The sequence below is a fragment of the Pedobacter segetis genome (assembly GCF_016623585.1).
GTDB classification, from domain to species: Bacteria; Bacteroidota; Bacteroidia; order Sphingobacteriales; family Sphingobacteriaceae; genus Pseudopedobacter; species Pseudopedobacter segetis.
This window is the reverse complement of the sequence record NZ_JAEHFY010000019.1, coordinates 1-24648: the sequence shown is the minus strand read 5'-3', so window position 1 is coordinate 24648 and position 24648 is coordinate 1. Positions and strand designations below refer to the sequence as shown.

The 24648-nt window shown below is 37.5% G+C and carries 12 protein-coding genes; 3 read left to right on the top strand and 9 right to left on the bottom strand.

The window, feature by feature from the left end; all coding sequences use genetic code 11:
- Positions 1 to 80: 80 nt before the first annotated feature.
- The 9 genes from I5M32_RS13145 to I5M32_RS13105 all read right to left on the bottom strand — a co-directional run bounded on the left by I5M32_RS13145 (position 81) and on the right by I5M32_RS13105 (position 18304).
- Positions 81 to 1280 (bottom strand): glycosyl hydrolase, encoded by a 1200-nt coding sequence (locus tag I5M32_RS13145; RefSeq protein ID WP_200587134.1) that lies wholly within the window; start codon positions 1278 to 1280, stop codon positions 81 to 83.
- Positions 1281 to 1737: 457 nt separating this feature from the next.
- Complete coding sequence (locus tag I5M32_RS13140; RefSeq protein ID WP_200587132.1) at positions 1738 to 3303, bottom strand: sulfatase family protein; 1566 nt, start codon at positions 3301 to 3303, stop codon at positions 1738 to 1740.
- Positions 3304 to 3320: 17 nt separating this feature from the next.
- The gene (locus I5M32_RS13135) at positions 3321 to 4814 is read right to left on the bottom strand and encodes a right-handed parallel beta-helix repeat-containing protein (RefSeq protein ID WP_234461956.1); all 1494 of its coding nucleotides are present in this window, start codon (positions 4812 to 4814) and stop codon (positions 3321 to 3323) included.
- Positions 4815 to 5005: 191 nt separating this feature from the next.
- Complete coding sequence (locus tag I5M32_RS13130) at positions 5006 to 5626, bottom strand: SGNH/GDSL hydrolase family protein (RefSeq protein WP_200587130.1); 621 nt, start codon at positions 5624 to 5626, stop codon at positions 5006 to 5008.
- 200 nt (positions 5627 to 5826) lie between these two features.
- Complete coding sequence (locus tag I5M32_RS13125) at positions 5827 to 7386, bottom strand: RagB/SusD family nutrient uptake outer membrane protein (RefSeq protein WP_200587128.1); 1560 nt, start codon at positions 7384 to 7386, stop codon at positions 5827 to 5829.
- 5 nt (positions 7387 to 7391) lie between these two features.
- Positions 7392 to 10445 carry a SusC/RagA family TonB-linked outer membrane protein gene (locus I5M32_RS13120; protein WP_200587126.1) on the bottom strand — a complete coding sequence of 1018 codons (3054 nt, stop codon included), beginning with the start codon at positions 10443 to 10445 and terminating at the stop codon, positions 7392 to 7394.
- A 279-nt stretch (positions 10446 to 10724) separates the two neighbouring features.
- Entirely contained in the window at positions 10725 to 14795 is a 4071-nt protein-coding gene (locus I5M32_RS13115; RefSeq protein WP_200587124.1) for a hybrid sensor histidine kinase/response regulator, read from the bottom strand.
- Positions 14796 to 15045: 250 nt separating this feature from the next.
- Positions 15046 to 17172, bottom strand: coding sequence for a glycosyl hydrolase (locus tag I5M32_RS13110; RefSeq protein WP_200587122.1), 2127 nt, complete (start codon positions 17170 to 17172; stop codon positions 15046 to 15048).
- A gap of 19 nt (positions 17173 to 17191) precedes the next feature.
- Complete coding sequence (locus I5M32_RS13105) at positions 17192 to 18304, bottom strand: T9SS type A sorting domain-containing protein (RefSeq protein WP_200587119.1); 1113 nt, start codon at positions 18302 to 18304, stop codon at positions 17192 to 17194.
- Between the two features lie 309 nt (positions 18305 to 18613).
- On the opposite strand from I5M32_RS13105, the gene galB reads away from it, so the two are divergent.
- Genes galB through I5M32_RS13090 form a run of 3 tightly spaced genes read left to right on the top strand, consistent with a single transcriptional unit; the run spans position 18614 to position 24182 of the window.
- Positions 18614 to 21061 (top strand): beta-galactosidase GalB, encoded by a 2448-nt coding sequence (galB, locus tag I5M32_RS13100; protein WP_200587117.1) that lies wholly within the window; start codon positions 18614 to 18616, stop codon positions 21059 to 21061.
- Between the two features lie 2 nt (positions 21062 to 21063).
- On the top strand, positions 21064 to 22599 hold the full coding sequence (locus tag I5M32_RS13095) for a sulfatase family protein (protein WP_200587115.1): 1536 nt from the start codon (positions 21064 to 21066) through the stop codon (positions 22597 to 22599).
- Positions 22596 to 24182, top strand: coding sequence for a sulfatase (locus I5M32_RS13090; protein WP_200587113.1), 1587 nt, complete (start codon positions 22596 to 22598; stop codon positions 24180 to 24182). The genes I5M32_RS13095 and I5M32_RS13090 overlap by 4 nt, the downstream gene beginning before the upstream one ends.
- Positions 24183 to 24648 lie beyond the last annotated feature (466 nt).

Here is a 24648-nt window from a genome sequence, read left to right as displayed (position 1 = left end):
ACATGGCAAAACATAAAAACATAATAGCAACCTATAACCTGCAAAGCTACGTTAGTAAAAAACAGGCCCTTAGATTTTTTTTAATTAGGTATAATATTGCTACTGTATGCCGATGGAGAAGAGATGTTATACCAAACAGATCCTAGTGGGGTTGGGGTATAACTTGGCGACCCAGAAGATACCGGTAATGATTTTGGAAAGAAATAAGCATAACGCTCTACATAAGGAACTGTATTGAGGTATGCCGTAGAACTTTTCATGAATAGTTCATGAACCGCTTCAGACCTTGCCGGGTTACAGTTATACTCTGTAAACCATAAACTTTGATTGGGGTAGGCAGCATGAAGCTTTGCTACATAGTTTTTAAACCTCGTTAATACCGCATCTGCAGTAAGCTGGTCTGTAGCTTTATCGTTTTTTTCATTCCCCCAATCGTACCAATGCAAAGCAATTACATCAACCCTTAATTTTTGTTGGTTGGCCGCATCCATAAACATAGGCAACCAATCTGTACTGGCCGTAGAATTATCTTGTTCTACCGCCGGAGACACCAACCTTAAGCCCGTTTGCAACATCAATTTATAATGGGCAATGGCCGTATCTATGATCGGGATGTTTGCCTGGGAGTTATTATCAGGTTCATTAAAAGACAGAATATGATCTACATCTGTCCTTGTTATAAATGCCAAGGCGTTTGCGGTTGTAGCAGCACCTTTACCAAACGTCATTGGGGTATAAGTGCCTGTTTCACTAGAGGTGGCACCTAAACCCCAATTGTAAAACCAAGAAGACTTTTGTGCCGCAGATTCACTTACGTTGGTATTGCACAAACCCTTTTTATTGGTATATTTTATGGGGAAAAACCTTACAAAAGAGACCTTCCCAACTAATCTGCTCGGCAAATTCGCTTTAACATCGCTAACAGCCGCAACATAACATATAGATTCGCCAGTACCGTTTTGGTTTTCGGCAAAAGTGACCATGTAGCCCTTAGGCAAGATAAAAGATTTGATATTATCGTTATACCCGTTTGGCAATGGCTTAAAGTTGGCGCTAGACTGCGTAGAGTTTGTATAGATAACCGAAACATCCAAATCTGTTTTTGGGCTTTCTTGGTTTAAGCTTTGTGAGATTGTCATCCCGGTTGTGCCACTCGGGTTTGGAGGTACCTCAACCGGCGGCACATAAACCGAAGGTTGCGCACCGTCTTTTTTAGAACAAGCCGAAACAGAGATAGCAACAGATAAAAATATCATAAAATAGAGTCTCTTATATTTCATTTTAGTATAATTTAGAATGATTAAAATCGTAATGATATTTTTAAAATCGAATTTAAAATATCGGGTACAATTTTTAATTGTTTAATAATCTGGTTAATAACTTGAGGGTTAGATAACTATTTTTTATAAATGTTAGATATGTGCGTTTTTAACACGCCTGCCTAAACAGGCGGGCTTTTCACTGTATCTTTTTTGTCTTATCTTTCAATTCCCCCTCTTCGTCTCCCTCTTCGTCTCCGCTCAGAGTGACAATGCTCAGAGTGACAATGCTCAGGATCAAAAAAACCTGCCCGAAAAACAGGGGGTTATGTCGTTCCAATCGTTAATGCCTAGCAGATACCGTAAAAAAGCGTTTTTATTATCTAACTTAGGTTAATAATTACTCAAATATAGTTAACTAGTGGGCGGAAAAGCATTGCGTATCTGTTCATGATGGGGTGCAAAACTGTTCAAAAGGCTATTTATTAGCAAGGTTTTCTTTTTGTTTCATTATATCTCGTAAAGATTTAGAAAGTTTCTCTAAGTTGTTTGGATATTGTTCTGCCAAATTGTGTGATTCTGTTGGATCATCTAATAAATTATAAAGTTGTGGGCTGGCCTGCAAACCAGTTGGTACCGCTTTGTTTTTGAGCCAACTTGGTGTTTCGCCTTTAAAAGGGGCAATGTATTTCCAATCGCCAGATCTTAAAGACATGGTAAAAGCTTCTTCCACCAATTGTTTCCTTCCGGTTTTAGATTTGCCTATCATTACTTTTAACATATCCTCACTATCTGGGGCGGTACCAGGCGCAATATCTTCCTTATTGCCTACCAATGATGCCAAGGAAGCATAAAAATCAACTTGGCTAAATAAGGCATCGCTTTCTGCGGGTTTAATTCTGTTTGGCCAAAATGTAATGGTTGGCACACGGGTTCCGCCTTCATAAGCGCTATATTTGCCCCCTTTATACATACCTGCAGGTTTATGGTTCCCTAGTAACTGCACTGCTTTGTCTGCATAGCCATCATCGAGTATTGGGCCGTTATCACTGCTAAAAATCACTAAAGTGTTATCCTCAATACCTAAATTTTTTAACGTTCCCATTAACTCTCCAACCATCCAATCCATCTCTAAAATTTCATCTCCTCTTGGGCCTAAACCAGATAGCCCCGCAAATTTTGCATTAGCTACACGCGGCACATGGATATTTGGTAGTGCATAATACAAAAAGAAAGGTTGTTTCTTGTTTTCGCTGATGAATGCTTTCGCTTTTTCATTTAAAACGGTATTAAAATCTTCATCTTTCCAGTAAGCTTTATGTCCTCCTTTCATAAAACCAATTCTGCTTATCCCATCTACAATGGTTCCGCTATGTTGGCTATCGGCCTGCATTTTAAGCATTTCTGGGTGTTCTAAACCAATATGGTCGTTTCCGATCCTTTTATCGTAGTTTATGGCTATCGGGTCCTGTTTATCGAGATTAACAACATGGTGATTTTCTACAAAAACGGTTGGCACTCTGTCTGGCGTTGCCGGAATTAAAAAGCTATAATCAAAACCTATCTCTAAAGGCCCCGGACTTATAGAATTGTTCCAATCTGGTTTTCCGTTACCCAAACCCAAATGCCATTTGCCAATTACACCGGTTGCATATCCAGCCTTTTTAAGCATACTGGCAATGGTTTCTTTTTTGGGATTGATAATAAGCGGAGCATCTCCCGGCAGAATAGCGGCATTGTTTCTAAAAGCATAGCTGCCAGTTAGCAAAGCAAACCTTGATGGCGTACAGGTGGATGCAGAACAATGCGCATCGGTAAATCTTATCCCATGGTTTGCTAAACTATCAATGTTTGGGGTACTAAAAGCTTTAGCTCCGTAACAACTTAAATCTCCGTAGCCTAAATCATCGGCATAAATGATGATGATATTGGGATTTTTGCGAACAGGTTGGGTTTGTTTGCATGAATTTAAAATAAAAGACATGGTAAATAATGCGATAGGCACTGATAGCAAACCTGATTTTAGTTTTATAAATACCGACATATTAAAATTCTATAAATTTAAAATGGTTGTATGGCACCAAGATTTGGCTTTCCAATCAATTTATTCCCTAAAATATCCTTATCCATTTTTAAGGGGTAGTTCAATTTAGTTCTATTGAAAGGGAATGCTATGATATCGATTCCCTGATGCTGTATTTCTTTAATGTTTTTTGGTGTAAAAGCGTTTATGTACTTCTTTTCTATACCTGAAAAAACCGGATTGCCATAAAAGGGATTGGTGTCTTTAATTGAGGCTTCAGTTGGCCATGATGATCTGCTGGCAAACAAATTATTGCTGAATATTACATTCTCAGTAATCAGGCTGTTTTCTGTATCAGGTTTGTACTGATCCCCTAAAACGGCTTTAAAGTTGCATTCTGTATAAAAGATATTATTTGCTATTAAAATTCCGGAACTGGTATTGTCAAAAGCGATCTTGGGAACAATGGTTGAGTCGCAATAAACAGTATTGTTGTAGATATAGGTGTTTACGGGCCCTTTACGTGTTGCTTTTGTACCTTGAAACCCGCTTAACCACAAGGTTTTGCCTTCTTGGAAAGCTCCATTTTTCCCTTTAATCCTATACCCGTCGTTAACGCTAACATTGTACCGATAAGCGCAGTTATAATTGTTTCCTAATATTTCACAAAAACCACCGGCATTGTTACGGCTAAAATTGTATTGGATTACAACATTGTCGCAATTGAAATCAATATGTGCCCCAGCAGAATCCCCAGGGCCGTTGGCATTTAAAAATTGGTTTTTTTCAATCAAAATATTTGAAGAACCCCATGTCCACAAACCACTTCCCCTGCCCCATTTACGGCTATCGCTAGTACTTCCAGAATGATCAACTAAATTATTGGCAACATAAACCTCTCTCACTCCAGACATCTGAATACCGGGACCGCCGGTATTTTTTACCCGGTTGTTTTCAATAGATACATTTCTGATGTTTTGCGCTTTCCCGGTAAGTTTAATGCCCGTATGGCTAACATCTGATATGGTGCAATTATTAATTGTCAAGTTTTTCAGTAGGCTTTTACTTTCGTTAACCACTTTAATTCCCCATCCATATTTTTGTGTACCGTTGGCGCTTTTCACTTCTTCTGCCCCTCTTTTATAGCCTCTGTTTTCAAAATAGACATCTTTAATAATTAACTGGTTTAAACAGATGCCCGTCATTAAAGATTGTTTAAGATTGTTGATTAAAACTCCACACCTCATTTTTTGTGAATTATCTAGAGCTTGGTAACCATTTGCTGTCAACTGTAAGTTAGAGACCTCCAAAAAGCTACATCCTTGGATAAGAACACCCTGCTCTAAACCCTTAAAATCTATGATCGCAGGTTGTGCGTTATCGTCATCATCCCATTTAATGGATGTGATTTTAATAGGTTTTAATTTGTTCCCTTGTTGGTTGATGATGTTAAAGCAACCCACGTAAATCTCTCCGTTTGCTAAAAGGATTTTATCGCCAGGCTTAAGTTTGAGTTTTTGAACTTGAGCCAATGTTTTAAATGCAAGTGCTTTTGATGTTCCTTTATTAGCATCATTACCCAATACAGGATGAATATAATAGGTTGTTGCCTCAAGACTTTTTACGCTATTTGAATTTGATCTTAAACCACAAATCGCACTGTTACAATTAAAAAAAGCCGATAAAAAAATAACGACATAGCAATAATTGCGCAAACAAATCATCATTTCAATAGCTTTGTTAATCCTTCGGTTATTGTAACTGCAAGCTTTAGGTAGCCTTCTTTTTTATAATGTACATTGGTATCGTTCAGCCCGTATTCATCATGAATTTGTTTTGAAACTGCGTACAAATCATTAACAACAATATTATTACGTTTCATTACTTGTTTGGCGATGGCGTTATAAGCCATCACATCTTTATTGTACCTTCCAATTTCTTGATCAGGAACGTAAGTTGTAGTTACAAAGATCAATTTTGCATCAGTTTGCTTTAGGCGATTAACCATGGTTTGCAAGTTGGCTTCGTAAGTTTTCTTATCAGTGGTAATTTTGCCTTTAATTTTGTCTCTATTGGTATATTCGGCAGGTTTGTTGGGATCACGATAGCAAATGTCCCATAGCCCCCAATTAAACTGGATAATATCCCACTTTTCTGTTCCAAGCCATTCATCTAAATGAGCTATGCCATTGTCTGTAAACTTTGCGTTTCCTTTACAATGAATTACTTCAGCTTCATCTTTTAAGTTGCTTTTAACAAATGGCGTATATCCTATGGAGATAGAATCGCCAATGATCAAGATTTTAGGTTTTGGGTTAATAAACGATACAAGTAGTAAAAACATACCCGTAAAAAAAATCAAGATTTTATTTCGCATATTTTATAGCTGTTTTCTGCCTATCGGGAGATAGGTTTGAGTATTATCAATTTATTTTAAAAACCATCAATACTATTTTAAAAAAAATGAAATTTAATTATGCCGTAATAGATGAAATTAGACGATGGAAGGTATTAATGTACCTACCATCGTCTAATAACAAAGTCTTATTGCCAAACTGGGTTTTGTTTTAGGTTTTCGTTAGCATCTAACTCTTTTAAAGGAATTGCAAAAATTTCTGATTTTCCTCCTGCCCTATAAGTTGGTGAGTAACCGGTTACGTTATCTGCCGCTGCCGTTTGAGCGGCACTTTGTACCGTGCCCCAACGTTTCAGATCAAAATACCTTAAGCCTTCAAAAGCCAATTCAACTCTACGTTCATGACGTACAATAGCTTGTAATGTACCAAGACTAAGGTTGCTTCCTTCCACGCTTTCAACACTTGGCATATTTACCCTTGCCCTTACTTGGTTTACCAAAGCAGAAACACCAGCTGTTGTTCCCGATCCAAGTAAGGCTTCAGCCCTCATCAGTAAAACATCAGCATAGCGTATAACAATAAAGTCTTGCCCACCACCGGCAAAAACGCCCGTACCATCTGGGTAATTTTTGTTTCTTATATATTTTTTTAAACCGTATGTGGTAGCGGTATTGCCAGAAAATGCCTTATTTATATCTGTTATAAAAATATCACCTTTAAAATATACAGATGCAAGCAACCTTGGGTCTCGGTTGTTTTTTTGAGGGGTATTATTAGTTGGGGTACCCGGGTTGTACAATGGCGAAGTAGTGATTGGCTTACCATCTGTACAATAATAATCTTTTACCATATTGGGCATCGGCTGTTCATCTACCCTTGGAATACCCGCATAAGTAGATGAAAAATTCTCTCTATTTTTACTTACATCTTCATTAAACCTTACCGAAAATATAATTTCGTTAGAGTTTTCGCCTTGCTCTGTAAAAAGTTGAGAATAGCTTGGGTTTAAACCATAGCCTAAAGACATCAATGCGTTTGTTGCGTCTAAAACCGCCTGATAATTTTTATTATAAAGTTGAAACCTTGCCAAAATACCTAAAGCAGCCCCTTTTGTAGCGTAGCCATACTGTGAAGATGGATACGACATAGGCAGGGCATTTGCAGCCGTTGTTAAGTCTTTGATAACCTGATCTGAAATTTCTTGATAGGTGTTTTTTGCTACGTACCCTTCTGATACAGCTTGTGTTTTTAAGATTAATGGAGCATCTTGATAATAAACGGCAAGATTCATATAAAATAAAGCTCTTAAAAATAAGGCTTGGGCAGATAATTGGGCCCTTTCCGCATCGCTTATGTTGCCTGCGGGTATGTTTGGGATATTTTCCAAAACGCTGTTTGCCCTAAAAATCCCTTTATAACATGAATTCCAAAGGCCTGAGAAAAAATAATGAGAAGGATCAATAGTGCCTTCCATAAACAAACCCGGCCCTTCAAACTTATAATTGTTATAAAGGTTATCGCCAAAGCAATCATACATTGGCAAACCCGCCGCACCATTATTTAAACTTCCTCCATATACGGCCGGATCCTGCAAAACATCATAAACCCCATTTAAGCCCAAATAAGCATCTTGGCTATTTTTCCAAAAATTAGCTGTTCCTATGGCATCCAAAGGGGATCTATCTAAAAAGTCCTTTGTGCAGCTAGATAAAACCGCAACAAAGCATATCATTAATATCTTTTTCATATTTCCTAAAATTTAAGGTTTAATCCTAAAGTATAAACTTTATATAATGGTACTTGTTGATCTGTTGGGTTGGTAGGGTCATTGCCTACCGGACGTTCTGGGTCAAAATTCTTCATTTTTGTAAATGTCAACAAGTTTTGCCCGCTGATGTAGATCCGTAATCTATTAATACCATACTTTTGGGTAAACATGGTAGGCAAAGTGTATCCTAACTCTGCATTTTTAAGTCTCAAATAAGAACCATCCTCTATATAAAAAGTAGAGATTTGAGAGTTATTTTGTCCACCTAAACGAGGTAAAGTAGTTGATGGATTTGTTGGTGTCCAACGGTTAACCCAGTAAGACAGCACATTGTTTCTATCGTCTGGAAATGGTTGTTGGCCGTTATCATTTAAAAATCTATCCACACCGCTTAATCCTTGAAAAACAGCTCCAAAATCAAACCCTTTAAAACCTAAAGTTAAGTTCATATTATACATCAGCTTTGGGTATGGGTTGCCTATAACGGTACGGTCATTAGCATCAATAATCCCATCTGGGCCACTGCCGTTTGGCCCAGCCAAATCTGCGTATTGCAAGTCTCCTGGGGCAGTTTTCGCATTTCCAAACTGTTTAGGTGCAGCATCAACTTCAGCCTGACTTTGGAATATCCCTATTACTCTATAACCATAATATGAGTTATATGGTTGCCCGGGTGTAACAATACTTTGAGCACCAATAGTAGGTATGCCCCTATAACCTAAACTTGTAACTTTATTACTGGATGTGGTTATACTACCCCCAACACCGTAATTAAGTTCATTTACTTTACCCCTGTAGTTAATAGAGGCTTCAAACCCTTTATTGGTCATATCGGCAGCGTTTACCGCTTGAATGCTTGAAATACCTATTGAACTAGGGATGGGGAAATTATTATAAAGAACGCCCGAGCTTTTTCTTTGGTAATAATCTGCCGTTAAAGACAGCCTATTTTTAAACAGGTCTGCATCAAAACCTATGTTGGTTTGCACAATTTTTTCCCAAGTAGCAATTGGGTTTGCAGCAATAGTTTGTGCTACGGCTCCTACATCGCTACTGCCTAAGTAATAATCTAACCCGCCGTTGTATGTTTGTTTTGAGATATAAGCATTTTTGCCATCATTACCAGTAGCCCCTAAACTACCTCTAATTTTCAGTTCAGAAATCCAATCGATGTTTTTCATAAATTGTTCCTCGCTTATCCTCCATCCGGCTGAAAAAGCAGGATAATAACCATATCTGTAACCAGGATTGAACTTCGAACTTCCATCGGCCCTATAATCAACTTCTAGCAAATACTTCCCTTCATAATCATAGTTTAATCTAGAAAAGTAGGAAATAGTAGTAACCTCATTAGCACCTCCGTTAACGTTTGGGTTTGCTGTACCCCCTACATTAAATACCTGAACATCAGTATTTGAGGTAAAGCCTTGTAAAGACCCGGTAAAACCAGAGGTTCTATCATACGAAGCTGAATAGCCCGCAAGCGCAGAAAAATTATGCTTTTTATTAAATGTTTTAGCATACCTTAAAATATTCTCATTTAATATCCTATAATTAAAGGTAGATCCGTTTTTTAATGTGTTAGTTGCGTTTTGCCCAACTAGGTTGCCATCATAATCATAAGTTGAAGCAATGGGATTAAAATCGTAGCTTTTTGCGTTAGTTAATGTTAAACTTCCGCTGGTTTCAAAAGTTAAATCTTTTGTAAAATTAATTTTTGCGCCTAAACGCTCTGCTAAATTAATATTATCTGCTTTATAGTCTCCTAAACTACCCGTTCTTAGCGGGTTTGTAGCGGGATAGCTAAAATTAACGTTTTGGTAAGAACCATCCACAATACCATAATTACCATTAGAATAATAAGCAGGAATAGTGGGCGAAGAGCGCTCGAACTGGTTAATGATACCTGTTTCTCCGGTAATGGCATCGGGGCCGCCCGTTGGCCCTTGGAATTTTTTCCAATAAGCGCTGGTAATATTAGAAATCTCTAACCAGTCTTTCAACTTAGAATTAAGGTTTAAGCTTAAATTAAATCTTTGCGATTTGAATTTTCCTTGTACAACTGCCTGTTGGTTTAGGTAACCCGTAGATACACGATAGGTGGTTTTATCATTACCGCCAGAAAAAGACAGATAGTGGTTTTGCACCGGGGCGGTCCTCAAAATTTCGTTTACCCAATTGGTATTTGCGTATTGATCGGGATTAGAGCCATCAATAATTGTTTGGATGTTGGCAGGGGAATACCTTATTGGGGCATTGGCACCGTTTAAATTTATATCATGCTCGTTTTTTAGTGTTGCATAATTTACGGCGTTAAGGTATTCTGGCCTTACCGTAACATCTTGAAGGCCAGTATAAACATTATAATCTACCGAAGAAACACCGCTTTTGCCTTTTTTGGTGGTTACCAAAATTACACCATTAGCACCCCTTGCCCCGTAAATTGCACTGGCAGCAGCATCTTTTAATACTGTTATTGTCTCAATATCAGAGGGTGATAAATTATTGAAAGCACTTAAATCTGCATATTGAATATTATCAATTACAACCAAAGGCGCAACACTTCCAAATGTACCCACTCCGCGAATGGTTACAGATGATCCATCATTACCGGGCAAACCGCTTCCTTGGGTAAGCTGAACACCAGAAAATTTGCCGTACATTAATTGGGCCGAATTGGTAACCGGTGTATTTACGGCATCATCAAATCTAGCCGTTTCTACAGAACCCGTTAGGTTAACTTTCTTCTGTTGGCCATAACCAACTACTACAACTTCGTCTAATTTAGCCCTATCTTCTTCTAAAGCTATATTAATTACTGCTTTTCCGTTAACCCCTACTTGTTGGGTTTTAAACCCCAAATAAGAGAATTTTAAAACAGCACTCTGAGAAGATAAATTGATCTGATAGTTGCCATTTACATCGGTTACCACCCCGTTCTTAGGGTTGCCGATTTCTTGCACAGATACCCCGGGCAAACCCATACCGTCTGATGATGATATGACCTTACCTTTGATCGCTAATTTCTGCTGAGCCATTGAACTTTCACTATTTAAGGTGAGTGCAAGGCTTAGGATTAACAAAAAAAACAGCCTTAAGGGGCAGAGAATACTTTTAAGTAGTTTTACGTTACTCATACAATAAAATTTAAGATTTTTTGAAAACTAATAATTGGTTTAAGTCAGATTAATAATCTTTCTAAAGCAATGGTAACAAAAATGTGCTTTTGGCTTAGGGGGGTAACTATTCAAATAGGCGGCAATAACTAGCCAAAGGCTTAGGAAGCTTAAAAATTAAAGTTTTAGGCCAATTGGGGGCTATTTTAAATAGGCCTTTAAGTAATCTGATGGGTTTTTCCCGAATTGGTTATGAAAGCTTTTTCTAAAGTTTTTAAGATCGTTATAACCAACCTCGTATGCGGCCATACTTACAGAATATTCACCGGTTTCTAGTAATTGCGCACTACGTTTTAATCTTATCAAACTGATAAAATCAGTACCAGACATGCCCGTTACCGCTTTAAGCTTTCTATAAAAGGTAGATCTGCTCATGTTTAACTGCTTGGCCAACTCATCAATTGAGGGTTTTTCGTTACGCATATTCTCCTCTATAAATTGGATCGATTTTTTTATAAATTCTTCATCAAAAGAATCTACCTCTACATCTGTTGGCGATAGGGTTAGGCGGTTGGCAAACAACTCCCTAAGTTTTAACCTCGATTTGATGATGTTGTTAATATAAGAGATCAAAACACTTGGGTTAAAAGGTTTGGTTAGGTAATTGTCTGCACCAAACTCTAAGCCTTGTACAAGTGAAGTATCATCAGATTTGGCAGTAAGCAAAACTATTGGGATATGTGAAGTCCTGCTATCTGATTTTAGAATTTTACAGAGGGCATAGCCATCTATTCCTGGCATCATCACATCACTAACTACCAGATCGGGCATTATTTCAAAGGCTTTTTCTATCCCATCTTTACCATTAATTGAAGAGAAAACTTCGCCAGTGCTGGCCAAGGTTTCACAGATATAGTGGTTTAGCTCTTCATTGTCTTCCACTACCAAAATAATTGGTTTCTCGGTAAGTGCTATGTTTTCGGTAGGGCTTGCATCTTGGTTTTTGGTTAAAGAGGTTTTTTGGGTTTTTTGAGCCGCTTTATCTGCAGAGCTTGTGCTTTGTTTATAGGGCAATATTACCTTAAAAATACTGCCTTTTGGCAAATTGTCTTCAATAGAGATTGAACCTTTATGCAATAAAACCAAATCTTTTACAAAAGCCAAGCCTATACCTGTACCTGCATATTGCCCCGCCTCTGCTTGCGATACTTGATAAAAGCGGTCAAATATCTTAGCCTTGTCTTTTTCGCTTACGCCCTTTCCATTATCAGAAACTACAATTTCACAATTGCTCTCTGCGTTAAAAGTTTTTATTTTAAAAGAGATTTCTCCGCCTCTTTGGGTAAATTTAAACGCGTTTGATAATAAATTGTAGCAAATACTTTCAAGCTTTTCCTTATCTACTGTAAGATAGATGGTATCCTCACTAGCCTCAAATCTATAATTGATATTTTTACGGTTTGCTTCTTCTAAAAACGAGTTGTAGATGCCAGATAGCAAACCCACCACCTCTTGATCAAAAGCGTTTAAGTTTAGGGTGTTATTCTCTGCCTTGTTAAAATCTAATAATTGGTTTACTAAGCTCAATAATCTTTTAGATTGGTTTTGTACTTTTTCTAAGATACTTTTTGCAGCGGTATCCATACTATCGTTGTATGATAAGCTCTCTAATGGGCCAATCATTAAGGTAAGGGGTGTCCTAAATTCATGAGATATGTTAGAAAAAAACTTGCCTTTTATTTCTGTTATCTCATGTTCTTTCTTAAAATTTAGATCGGCAATATGCAGTTTATTCTTAAGCCTTAACCTGCTTAAGGTTATGTACCTAGAAAAACCCAGTAAGCCCAAAATAATAAAGCAATAAACAGTATATGCCCACCAAGTTTCCCAAGGGGGTGGCAATATTTGGATATTAAGCTTTGCTTCATCCTCGCTCCAAACTTGATCACTATTTGATGCCTGTACCCTAAAAGTATAATTGCCAGCAGGCAGGTTAGTATAAGTTACCGTTCTTCTTTTTCCAGAGTTTACCCAGCTTTTTTCAAAACCTTCTAATTTATATCTGTATTGATTTTTGTTGGATGCGTGAAAATCTAATGCAGAAAAAGAAAGGGTAACGATATTCTCTTTATAGTTTAGCTCTATTCTTTTTGTTAGAAAAAGTGCTTTTTTTAATATTACGCTCTTTTCATCTGTTTTACCCACTTGAACATCAACGTTGTTGATTTTAAGGTTGGTAATAAAAATTTTTGGCTGATACCTGTTTAAGCGGATATTATCTGGATAAAAATACGTTAGGCCAGATATGCCCCCAAAAAACATTTGCCCATTAAACGACTTGAAACTTGAATTTTCTGAAAAGGTATTGGTTGCAACTCCGTCTCTTTCATCAAAATTTATAAAAATGTTTTTAGATGTGTTGTATTTACTGATGCCGCTGTTGGTAGACATCCAAATATTATTAAACTGATCCACCAAAATAGCATGGATATAATCGTTCGGCAGGCCCGCCTGCTCAAAAAAATTGGTAAATTTATAATCGGTTTTGCTCTTAAACTCTAGTTGGTTAAGGCCTTGTTGTGTGCCTATCCAAATATTGCCTTTTTGATCTTGCGCCAAAGAAAGTATGGTGTTGTTTGAAATGGTGTTTTCAGAGTCTTGTTTGCGTTTGATAACATAAAAATCATCGCTACCCGGTTCATAAATATGTAAGCCGTCATAGGTGCCTATCCATAATCTATCTTTATTATCAATAAGCATACAGCTTATGCGGGTGCTTTGCAATGCACCCTTTACCCCTACTTTTTCAGAATATTTTTTAAAATAATATAAATCGTTGTTTGATCTGGCCAGTTTGTTTAAACCATGTTCTTGCGTTCCCAGCCAAATAACCTGGTTCTTATCTTTAACTATTGAAGTAATTTTAGGCCCACTCAAACCCAAAGAATCTTGCCAATTATCAACATAAATTGGTTTTGCCGGTTTTTCTTGTTTGTAGTTCTTGTAAATTAACAAGCCCTTATCTGTACCTACCCATAAATCCTTTTTATCGTTCTCAAAAAAAGCGTTTACCACTCTTACTTTATTACCGGTTTCTTTCTTAAAAAAAGATTTTTTGTCTTTTGAGTAAAAAAGCCCATCACCTTTTGTACCAAGCCATAGGCCACCGTCGGTATCAACAAATACAGATTTTATATGGGTATTTGATAGCCCGGCCTTTTGGGCAGCCTCATAAGCAATGGTTTTAAAGGCTTTCTTATAAGGATCTATTTTACAAACCCCACCTCCATCGGTGCCTATCCAAATAATGCCGGTAACATCCTGATGTATGGATAGGATGATGTCATAATCTTTGTTAAAAACATTGTTCGAGCTAATTTCAATACGTTCAAATTTATTGGTTTTCAGATCAAACTTCTTTAGCCCTGCGCCCCATGTGCCTACCCATAAATTTTGGCTCTTATCTAGATAAACCCTATAAATATTATTATTGCCGTTTAAACTTATTTTACTTTTTTCGGCATCTAAAAACTGCTCTATTTTATTTTCTTTCACATGGTACACTAAAAGCCCGGTAAACCAGGTGCCTAGGTATAATGTTTGCCCATCTTTGCTAATAGCAATTGAATTTATTGCAGGCCTTCTTTTGCCAAATGTTACTTTTTTTAAGTGATCACTATTTTTTTCTAAAACAAAAAGCCCAAAGGTTGTACCTACCCAAACATTACCATATTTATCGATGTTTATGCAATTAACGGTAAGTTTATTATCAATTGTACCAAATTTCCCGTTTTTGAAAGTGTATAGCCCATGAAGTGATGCTATGTAAAGTTTCCCAACACGATCTACCGCCAAGTCTTTGATTTCTTGAATCTTAATTCTTTCATCTGGGAAATAATGCGAAATTGAATCTTTTGAAAGATCATAGCTGTTTAACCCACCGTTTTTTGTACCTATCCACAAGGTATGACGGTTATCTTCAGCAATAGCTTCTACGGCTTGGCTGGTTAGGTTGATGCTAAATTTATTCTTGTAACGTAAATTGTTAAAATCATAACCATCAAACCGATCTAGCCCGCCTCTTGTACCAAACCATATAAAACCATATTTATCTTGGTGTATTGCGGTTACTTCGTTGTTTACCAAACCATTATCAATGGTAAGGGATGATTCTTTACTAAACTGCGCATTACAAATACCGGTAATAAAAGTGAAAATACCCGTTATCATTACAAGCTTAAAAATTGCTGGTATTTGAAAACTTGTTTTCAAGAAATGATATTTGTTATTTACCATATACTTTAACTGCTAAATTGCTTATCAATGTTTTAATACGTAAGCAAATAGTTTACAGGTTAATTACCCACTGCTATACTTAGAATTTACGTTAAAATTGGAAACCGGTTTTGATTATTAGGCAATATAAAATTTTAAAACCTATAATTTTTATGGATGTAAAAAAATAAAAGCCAACCGATCAATTTCAATTGGCTTTAATAAGCTACCCATTTTAGAATACATTTTATTGATATGGGCAAACAATAAACTTTTTATTGATACCTGTGCGCTTACCTTGTATGTTAAATAAATAAATGTTGCCGATAGCTAAATTACTACCATTTATATTTAAACTAAGTGAATTAAATCCCTTTACAAGCCTTTTTTGGATGTTAAAGCAATTTTTTCCGTTTAAATCATACACGTTTATTTTTACTGTTTCATCTAAATCATTATTTAGATAAACCTGAAGACTACTGGGGTTGCTAAATATTTTTAAACCTGCATCTTTTGCGATTTTAAAATCTACTGCTATAGGTTTAAACGTTTCTGTTTTACCATCATGATCTGTTTGTGATAACTGATAATAATTAAGCCCATTATTAGGGTGCTGGTCTAAAAAGTGGTACTGTTTTTTATCTGCTGAATTCCCTTTACTAAAAACACTAGCTACTTTATTAAAAATCTTTCCGTTACTACTTTGGTAAATGGTAAAATAATTATTGTTGCTTTCGCTTGCGGTTTCCCAGTTTAAATCAACACCACCCAAGCCGGCACTGCCTGTGAAAGAAATTAGCTTAATAGGCAGGGAAGCAATGTCTATTAATGAAACATCATCAAGATAACCTACATCTGCCGTTTTTGTAAACTTAAGCTTTATGGTTGTTTGCCCTGTTGGTACAGTATAATTTGCCGATAAAACCGTATTAGTTGATGAGGTAGTTGTTAAAGTGGTAAAACTGGTAGCCGCCAAATCAGATCCGTTCAAAATTTCTCCTGAAAAAACACCACCCCTTGATGGCCCTGCACCCCCACTTGCACCAGCAGCAGCCTGTATCCTAGCGGTAAATTGTAGTTGGTAAGTTTTGCCGGGCACCACAGAAATTGGGTCTGATATCAAATTTCTTGAGTTGCTTACAGAAGCGAACCTTACCGTTGTAGTGTTTATGGGATAGATTGTTTCTTTTCTAAAGTCGTCAGCGCTGCTAGGGGTCCACCCATTTAGATAAGAAGTTGTATTTTCAAAATCCCCATTAAAGACCAAATTTCCTGAAGTGGTTGTTACATCTGTTGGCCTGTCATCTACAATATTTGATGTAAAACTAGCGGTTGATACGTAGTTACCGTAAATTTGCCCTAAATTGGTTAAATTACCGCTAACAGATGCTGGGCTATTGGTTTCAAAAAACCAAGCATAACGCTCAATCCTACTATCGCTCTCTAAATAAGGTAAAGCAAGCTGCATAAAAGCTTCTTGCGTTGCAGTGGTTCTGTTGGTATTTGCGTTAAATTCGGTTACCCAAATTGGTTTTTTGTACAAATTGTAAACCGAATTTATATATGCTTTAAATCTGGTAAGAACATCGCTGGCATTGGGGCTTGCATTGTGTTGAGAAAGCCAATTGTCCCAATCATACCAATGCACAGCTATATAATCAATTCTTGTGGTATCAGTAGCTGCAATCGCCATAAAATTATAAAGCCAATTGTTGTATTGCCCTTGAGTGGTTACAGGAGAACCCATTCTATAACCAGTTCTTAACAAATTTTTATAAGCATGGGCGGCAGTAGTTTCATCGGGGATATTTCCTTGAGAAGAATTATCGGGTTCATTAAATCCCGATAAACTATTAACATCGGTTTTAGCCGTATATCCTGCTACTCTGGTAAGGTCTGTAGCGGCATTTAGCCCAAAAGCCAAAGGCACATATTGTATATTATTGGTGCTAATGTCTGATGTACCCCAATCATAAAACCAAGATGGGTTTAAAGCTGCTACCACATCATTATCTTTCCCGCATACACCTCTTTTTTTAATATTACCAATGGGCAATACCCTAATAAAAGAAACATTGTTTTGTAGTACGCTAGCAAGATCTACATCTACATCGCTTGTAGCAGCCACATAGCAAAAGCTATCGCCGGTGCCATCTTCATTATTTGCCAAAGTTGCCATATAACCCTGGGATAGAACTATAGATTTTATGCTATTGTTTAACGCCCCTGGGATGTTTGAACCAACATAAACGCCATTAGCTTGGCAAATTTGGCTATTACCTGTTTTTTGTAAGCCTTTATAGATTACTAATTGTGCATTTACCAGCGTACAGTATCCACAAAAACATAATAAGATGAATGTTTTCTTTAGCATTATGATTTTTTAAATTTTTTTAATTGATATAAAACTTGGTAGAAACCGTATTTAATGAACCCCTGAGCGTTAAGATATAGATGGAGGCGGCCATTAGATCTGCATTTTTCAATTCAAAAGAATTTAGTCCGTTTTGTAGGTTAAGTTTTTGAACCAAAACCGTTCTTCCGCTTAAATCTCTTACAGAAACTGTTGCAGGTTCGTTCTTGGCCCAGTTGATCTTGGCCTGTAATCTGGTTTGTTCTGCATAAACGCTTAATCCAGAGGTACTCTTAAGATCAAAATTTACTCCAATAGTCTCAAATGAAGTGGTTTTCCCGTCAAGATCTGTTTGTGTTAATTTATAATAATTAACGCCATTAAACGGGTTTTTATCAATAAATGAATATGTTTTACGCCCTATAGAGTTACCAGACCCATTAACTTTCCCTATTTGTGTAAAATCTTTTCCGTTGCTACTATTAAATAGGCTAAAGCTTTTGTTGTTGTTTTCGCTTGCGGTTTCCCAATTTAGGGTTATGCCATTATTTGTTGCATTACCCGTGAATGAAATTAATGAAATCGGTAAAACACCAAGGTCCTCAAAGCTAACATCATCTACAAAACCCACATAACCTGTTGCATTTGCGGCCCTAGTAAAACGCAGCCTAACAGAAGAAGAGCCATCGCCTGATAAAGGTGCAGTATAATTCCCCGTTAGGGTGGTGTTTGTGTTAGAATTAACAACTAATGGCGTAAAACCAGCTAAATTCCCGTTAACTGTTCCGTCCATGATTATACCTGTTATAGATCCCGTGGGATTTCCAGTGCCTGAATCCCCTGCAACGTCCTGAACCCTGGCCGTAAAAGTTAACTTATAGGTATGACCGGAAGTAACATTTATTACATCAGATGTTAAATATCTAACATTTTTACTATTTATCCTGATTGTTTGCGATGTTATTGCATTAGAGTTCGTAACAGCAACAAAATCAGGGCCATAATCAACAAGCCAGTTGGGGATTTTTGTACCTGTTGTACCCACAAGGGCAGCCTCAAAATCTCCATTTAAAGCCAAGTTTTGTGCCGATGCGGTAAAACCCATCGCAAAAAAACTAACTACGCTTAAAGTAATAAGTAATGATTTTTTCATGTTATAAATTTTAAATTGGTTCATTTTAAAAAAGACAGAAATCTTTCCCCTAATTGTATAATCATAAAGGTAGGTGGGCTATTTATGATAGATAAGGGCATAAGTAATCATAATTAGGGGCATAAGTAATCACTCCCATAAATTAAAAACTTCAGGTAAATATTATGGCCCTTTAAAATTGATCAACGGTACTTTGCGTAAAATTGCTTTATTATTTACCCCTATTTGAATGATTAGCCCCTCATCGTTCAAATAAAAAATATCAATATTTGAGGATCAAAAAGAAATTCCAATTCTAAATCTATTTCTATGTTCAAAAAAATCGGCTTCTTATTGCTAACGTTTTTAATATATCAGCATACGGTCTTTGCCCAAGCTATTCCTCGCGAGGTTACCGTTTTAGATAGTGGATGGCTATTTATGAAGGGCGAGATTGAAGATGCAAGCGCCCTAAAAACTAACGAATCGGGTTGGGAAAAAGTAAGCATACCACATGATTGGGCCATAACAGGTGATTTCAATAAAAATAACGATGCGCAGGAGGTAAAGGTTATAGAAGATGGAGAATCTAAGCTGACCAAAAAAGTTGGGCGAACGGGTGGTTTGCCCTTTGAAGGCGTGGGATGGTATAGAAAGCACCTTGGCATTTCAGAAAAAGACAAAAATAAAACGATTAATATCGAGTTTGATGGGGCAATGAGCCATGCTCAAATTTTCTTAAACGGGAAATTTGTTGGAGAGTGGCCCTATGGCTATTCTTCTTTTGCTTTTGATATTACCAAATATATCAACTTTTCTGGCGATAATGTATTGGCCGTTAGGCTAAAAAATTTCTGGGAATCTTCCCGATGGTACCCAGGGGCAGGCATCTACCGTAATGTAAGGCTTGTAAAAACCAATCCAATTCATATTGAACATTGGGGTACTTTTGTTCAAACACCTTTAGTTACCAGAGAAAAAGCAACACTAAAAATAGAAACATCTATAAAGAACCCTAGGAACAGCATAATTCAACTCGTTACTAAAGTTTATGATAAAGATAACTTGCAGGTGGCAACCACACAATCAATAGACTCATCAGGAAAAAGGAAAATAGTTCAGCAATTGAACATCAATAAACCTAATTTATGGACTGCCGCTACACCACAGTTGTATTATGCACAAACCAGCGTTTATGCAAATAATATACTTTTAGACGAATATAAAACACCTTTCGGTATCCGTAAAATTGAATTTAAGCCAAGCCAAGGGATGTTAGTAAACGGTGTAAAAACCAAGCTAAAGGGTGTTTGTATGCACAGCGATTTAGGCCCATTAGGTATGGCAATAAACAAGGCCGCTTTACGCTACAGACTTAATTTGCTCAAAGAAATGGGTTGTAACGCAATTAGAGGCACACACAACCCACAAGCACCAGAACTATTGGAGCTTTGCGACGAAATGGGCTTCTATTTTATTGCAGAGGCTTTTGATGAATGGAAAAATCCAAAGCTTAAAAATGGGTACCACTTATTATTTGATGATTGGGCAAAAAAGGATCTGGAAGCCATGATCCTTCGGAACAGAAACCACCCTAGCGTTATCATGTATAGTATCGGTAACGAGATACGTGAACAAGGCAGTAAAGACGGTTATAAAGTAGCACAATATTTAACAGATATTTGCCACCAAACAGATTCTACCCGCCCAACTACCGCCGCTTTTAATAATTGGGATGCTGCTATAAAAAATGGCTTAGCCAATGCCGTAGATATACCCGGCTGGAATTATAAACCCCAATTCTACGCCAAAATACATAAAGATTACCCAAATTGGGTGGTTTATGGAAGCGAGACCGTTTCTACCGTTAGCTCTAGAGGAGCTTATGAATTACCCGCAGAACCTGCACAAATGAAAACAAGGGCCAACAATCAATCATCATCTTATGATTTAGAATATTGTAGCTGGTCCCAGTTGCCTGATATGGAGTGGCAATCACAAGATAAAAACGATTTTGTGGCTGGAGAATTTGTATGGACAGGTTTTGATTATTTAGGCGAACCAACGCCATATGGCTCTATTTGGCCAAGTAAAAGCTCTTATTTCGGCATTATTGATTTGGCAGGGATCCCAAAAGACAGGTATTTCTTATACCAAAGCAAATGGAGCGCAAAAAAAGTTTTACATGTGCTACCCCACTGGAATTGGGAAGGGAAAGAAGGCCAAATAGTGCCAGTTTATGTTTATACAAATTATCCTAGTGCAGAGCTTTTTATAAACGGAAAAAGTTATGGCAAAAAAACCTTCGATAAATCAAACTTATTAGATACTTATAGGTTGCGTTGGGAAAATGCAGTTTATCAGCCCGGAGAATTAAAAGTTATTGCCTATGATAAAAACGGGAACATCGCTGATAAACAGATAATCAAAACCGCAGGAAAACCCGCTAAGATAGTCTTATCCACAGATAAAACTGATTTGAAACCTGATGGTAAAGATCTTGCATTCGTAACGGTAAGTGTTACAGATAAAGATGGAAACTTATGCCCACTAGCAAATAACCTAGTAAATTTCAAGATAAATGGGGCAGGTAACCTAAAAGCTGTTGGTAACGGTAACCCGGCAAGCTTAGAACCGTTTGAAGCCTCCTTTAGAAAAGCCTTTTACGGTAAATGTATGGCAATAGTACAATCAGCAAAAAAAGACGGCCCTATAAATATCATTGCAGAAAGCGAAGGATTAAACTCAGCTTCTATAAAGATACAAACTTCTAATTGATCATGTTAAAACACTACAAATTTATTATCTTACTTGTGCTATCTTATGCTTTTTTCCAAGCTAAAGCGCAAACCAAACCCAATGTTGTTATTATTTATTGCGATGATTTAGGTTATGGAGACATAAGTTGCAACGGTGCCACTAAAATAAGTACCCCAAATATTGATAAAATTGCAGCGCAGGGAATTAGGTTTACCAATTCCCACGCAACATCATCTACCTGTACGCCTTCACGCTACGGATTATTAACGGGGCAATATCCATGGCGCAAAAAAGGAACGGGCATTGCCGAGGGAAGTGCAGGTTCTATTATTAATGAGGATCAATTTACTTTGGCAGATGTTTTTAAGCAAGCAGGTTATAAAACTGCCGTAGTTGGCAAGTGGCACCTTGGCCTGGGTGGGCAAAACGGCCCCGAATGGAATGGCAACATCAAACCAAGCCCAAATGATCTTGGTTTCGATTATTCCTTTATTATTCCCGCAACGCCAGATCGTGTACCTTGCGTATATGTAGAAAACCACCATGTTGCAAACCTAGATCCAAACGATCCTCTAAAAGTAAGTTACAAAACACCTTTACCCGGCTTACCAACCGGTAAAGAGCACCCAGAATTACTTAAAATGATGTACTCTTCTAAGCAACATGCAGAAACCATCATTAACGGGATCAGCAGGATTGGCTACATGAGCGGCGGAAAGTCTGCTTGGTGGAAAGATGAACTGATGGCAGATAAGATAACCGGACAGGCCTCAGAATTTATAAAGAACAACTATAAAAGCCCTTTCTTCTTATACTTTGCCATACAAGATATTCATGTTCCCAGAGTGCCAAACCCAAGGTTTGTAGGCAAAAGCGGCTTGGGCGCCAGGGGCGATGCTATTTTAGAGCTTGATTATAATACTGGTAAAATCTTAAACCTACTTGATAGTTTAAATATCTCAGAAAATACCCTCGTTGTTTTTAGTAGCGATAATGGTCCCGTACTAGATGATGGCTACCAAGACGATGCCGTAGAGAAGCTTAACGGGCATACCCCAGGAGGGCCATTGCGAGGAGGAAAATATAGTAAGTTTGATGCAGGTACAAGAGTGCCCACACTTATAAAATGGCCTGCCCAAATAAAATCGAAACAAACTTCGGCTGCACTTTTTAGCCAGTTAGATTTTTTTGCCTCCTTTGCCAACCTAACCCAACAAAAAATTCCTTTAAACACGGCACCAGATAGCAGGGATATGCTAAACGTACTGTTAGGAAAATCAAAAAAAGGTAGAGAGAGTTTGGTTGAACAAGGTCTTTTTAATGGTTTAAGTCTAATTTCTGGCAACTGGAAATATATTGCGCCCTCTAAAGGGCCCGCTGTAATGAAAGATAAGAACATAGAAACCGGGGTATCTGAAACTCCACAGCTCTATAATCTTAAAGAAGATATTGGCGAAACTAAAAATCTGGCTGCTCAATATCCCGATAAGGTTAAAGAAATGGCTACTGCTTTAGAAGATATAGAAGGAACCCATCCACAAAAAAAAATAAAATGAAAAGCTTAATCCTATTTGCAGCTATCACTATTTTCAGTTTTACTGAAACTATATCTTTTAAAGCCCAAGCACAAAACCCAGAAAAACAAAGCCAACCAAACATTATCCTATTTATGGTAGATGATATGGGATGGCAGGATACTTCTGTTCCTTTTTATAAAGAAACAACAGAGTTAAACAAAAAGTACCATACCCCAAATATGGAACGCTTGGCAAAAATGGGCGTAAAGTTTACTCAGGCCTATGCCACTTCTGTTTGCACCCCATCTAGGGTAAGCTTACAAACCGGCATGAATGCCGCCAGGCACAAGGTAACCAATTGGACCGCATATAATGAGAATCAACCTACTGACGAACCTTACCCAGGCATAAAATTTCCATCATGGAACTATAACGGCTTAAGCCCTGTGCCAGACACTCCCAATACCGTATATGCAACACCTATCGCAGAAATCCTTAGAGAAAATGGTTATTATACGATCCACGTCGGAAAATCGCACATGGCATCATATCCTACTTTAGGTGCTGATCCCCGTAACCTTGGTTACGATTTAAACATTGCAGGCAATGCTGTGGGTGGCCCAAAAAGTTATCTGGGAACAGAAAATTTTGGAAACCAAGTTAAAGGTGGCTATACTCCTGCAGCCATACCCGGTTTAGAATTGTATCACGGAAAAGATGTCTTCTTATCAGAAGCTTTAACATTAGAGGCAAAAAAAGCCTTAGATAATGCTCGCTTTTTACAAAAACCGTTTTATTTATACATGGCTCATTATGCCGTACACGCGCAATATAAACCCGATATGCGGTTTTATCAAAAATACCTCGATGAGGGCCTTGGCAAACAAGAAGCAGAATATGCAGCTCTTTTACAAGGGATGGATAAGAGCCTAGGAGACCTAATGGATTATTTGGAAAAATACAATCTCGCAAAAAACACCATTATCATGTTTATGAGTGATAACGGAGGTCTAACTTTAGTTCCTCCACGTGGCGGGAAAGCTTTTACGCATAACCTGCCGTTAAAATCTGGCAAAGGCTCTACTTATGAAGGCGGTATTAGAGAGCCAATGATGGTTTATTGGCCAGGTGTTACCAAAGCAAACTCAACCAATAACCAAACCATAATTATTGAAGATTTTTTCCCAACGATCTTAGAGATGGCGGACATAAAAAATTATAAAACCGTTCAAAAAATAGATGGAAAAAGTTTTGCTCCTTACCTAAGAAATAATGCTTTGAGAGACTCTAGCAGGGCTTTAATTTGGCATTTCCCTAATAATTGGCAAGAAGGTTCACAAAGATCAAAAGAATATAAAATAGTTTCGGAAACAGAAGGTATTGGGCCAAGCAGTGCCATACGATTGGGCGATTGGAAATTAATTTACTTTTACGGTTTACGCAAAACAGAGCTATATGATTTAAAAAACGATATTGGTGAACATCATAATTTGGTTACTGAATTTCCTAAAAAAGCCATGGAGCTTACCCAATTACTCAATAAAAAACTGGAGGAAGAAAAAGCGCAATTCCCAACTGATAAAACAACGGGAAAAATTTTGAAACCAATCTTTAAACCCTGAACGCTCGCTATAAAGACAAATAATAAAACCATACTTCAAATCACAAACTAAACCATTGATGTTCAATATGACCCTACAGAAATGATTCATCAGGCTCAACTTATTTGTAAAGATAAACCTGCAGAATTGGCTCGATAGGCCTTTTGAAACATCAAACGAGTGAAAAGCTAAAAAAGTGGTTCAAGGAGTTCCTTTCCGAAATATCGTAATTGCACCATATATTCATCAACAACACGCATTTTACGGTATCCCTAAACGTTTAGGACACTATTGATTCCTTAAGCACTTTCCTGAGAATCACGAATCCCCATAGGAGTTCGGCAGCGTACACATTGCATGGTCGTCAGAAGGGCGGCAGCCCGGGGCCGTCAGGAAAAGCCCGTCCCACAAAAAAAAAGCCCCCCTCCGATGTGGAGGGGGGCGTAGGGTCTGGCACCGACCTACTCTCCCACGTGTTACCGCAGTA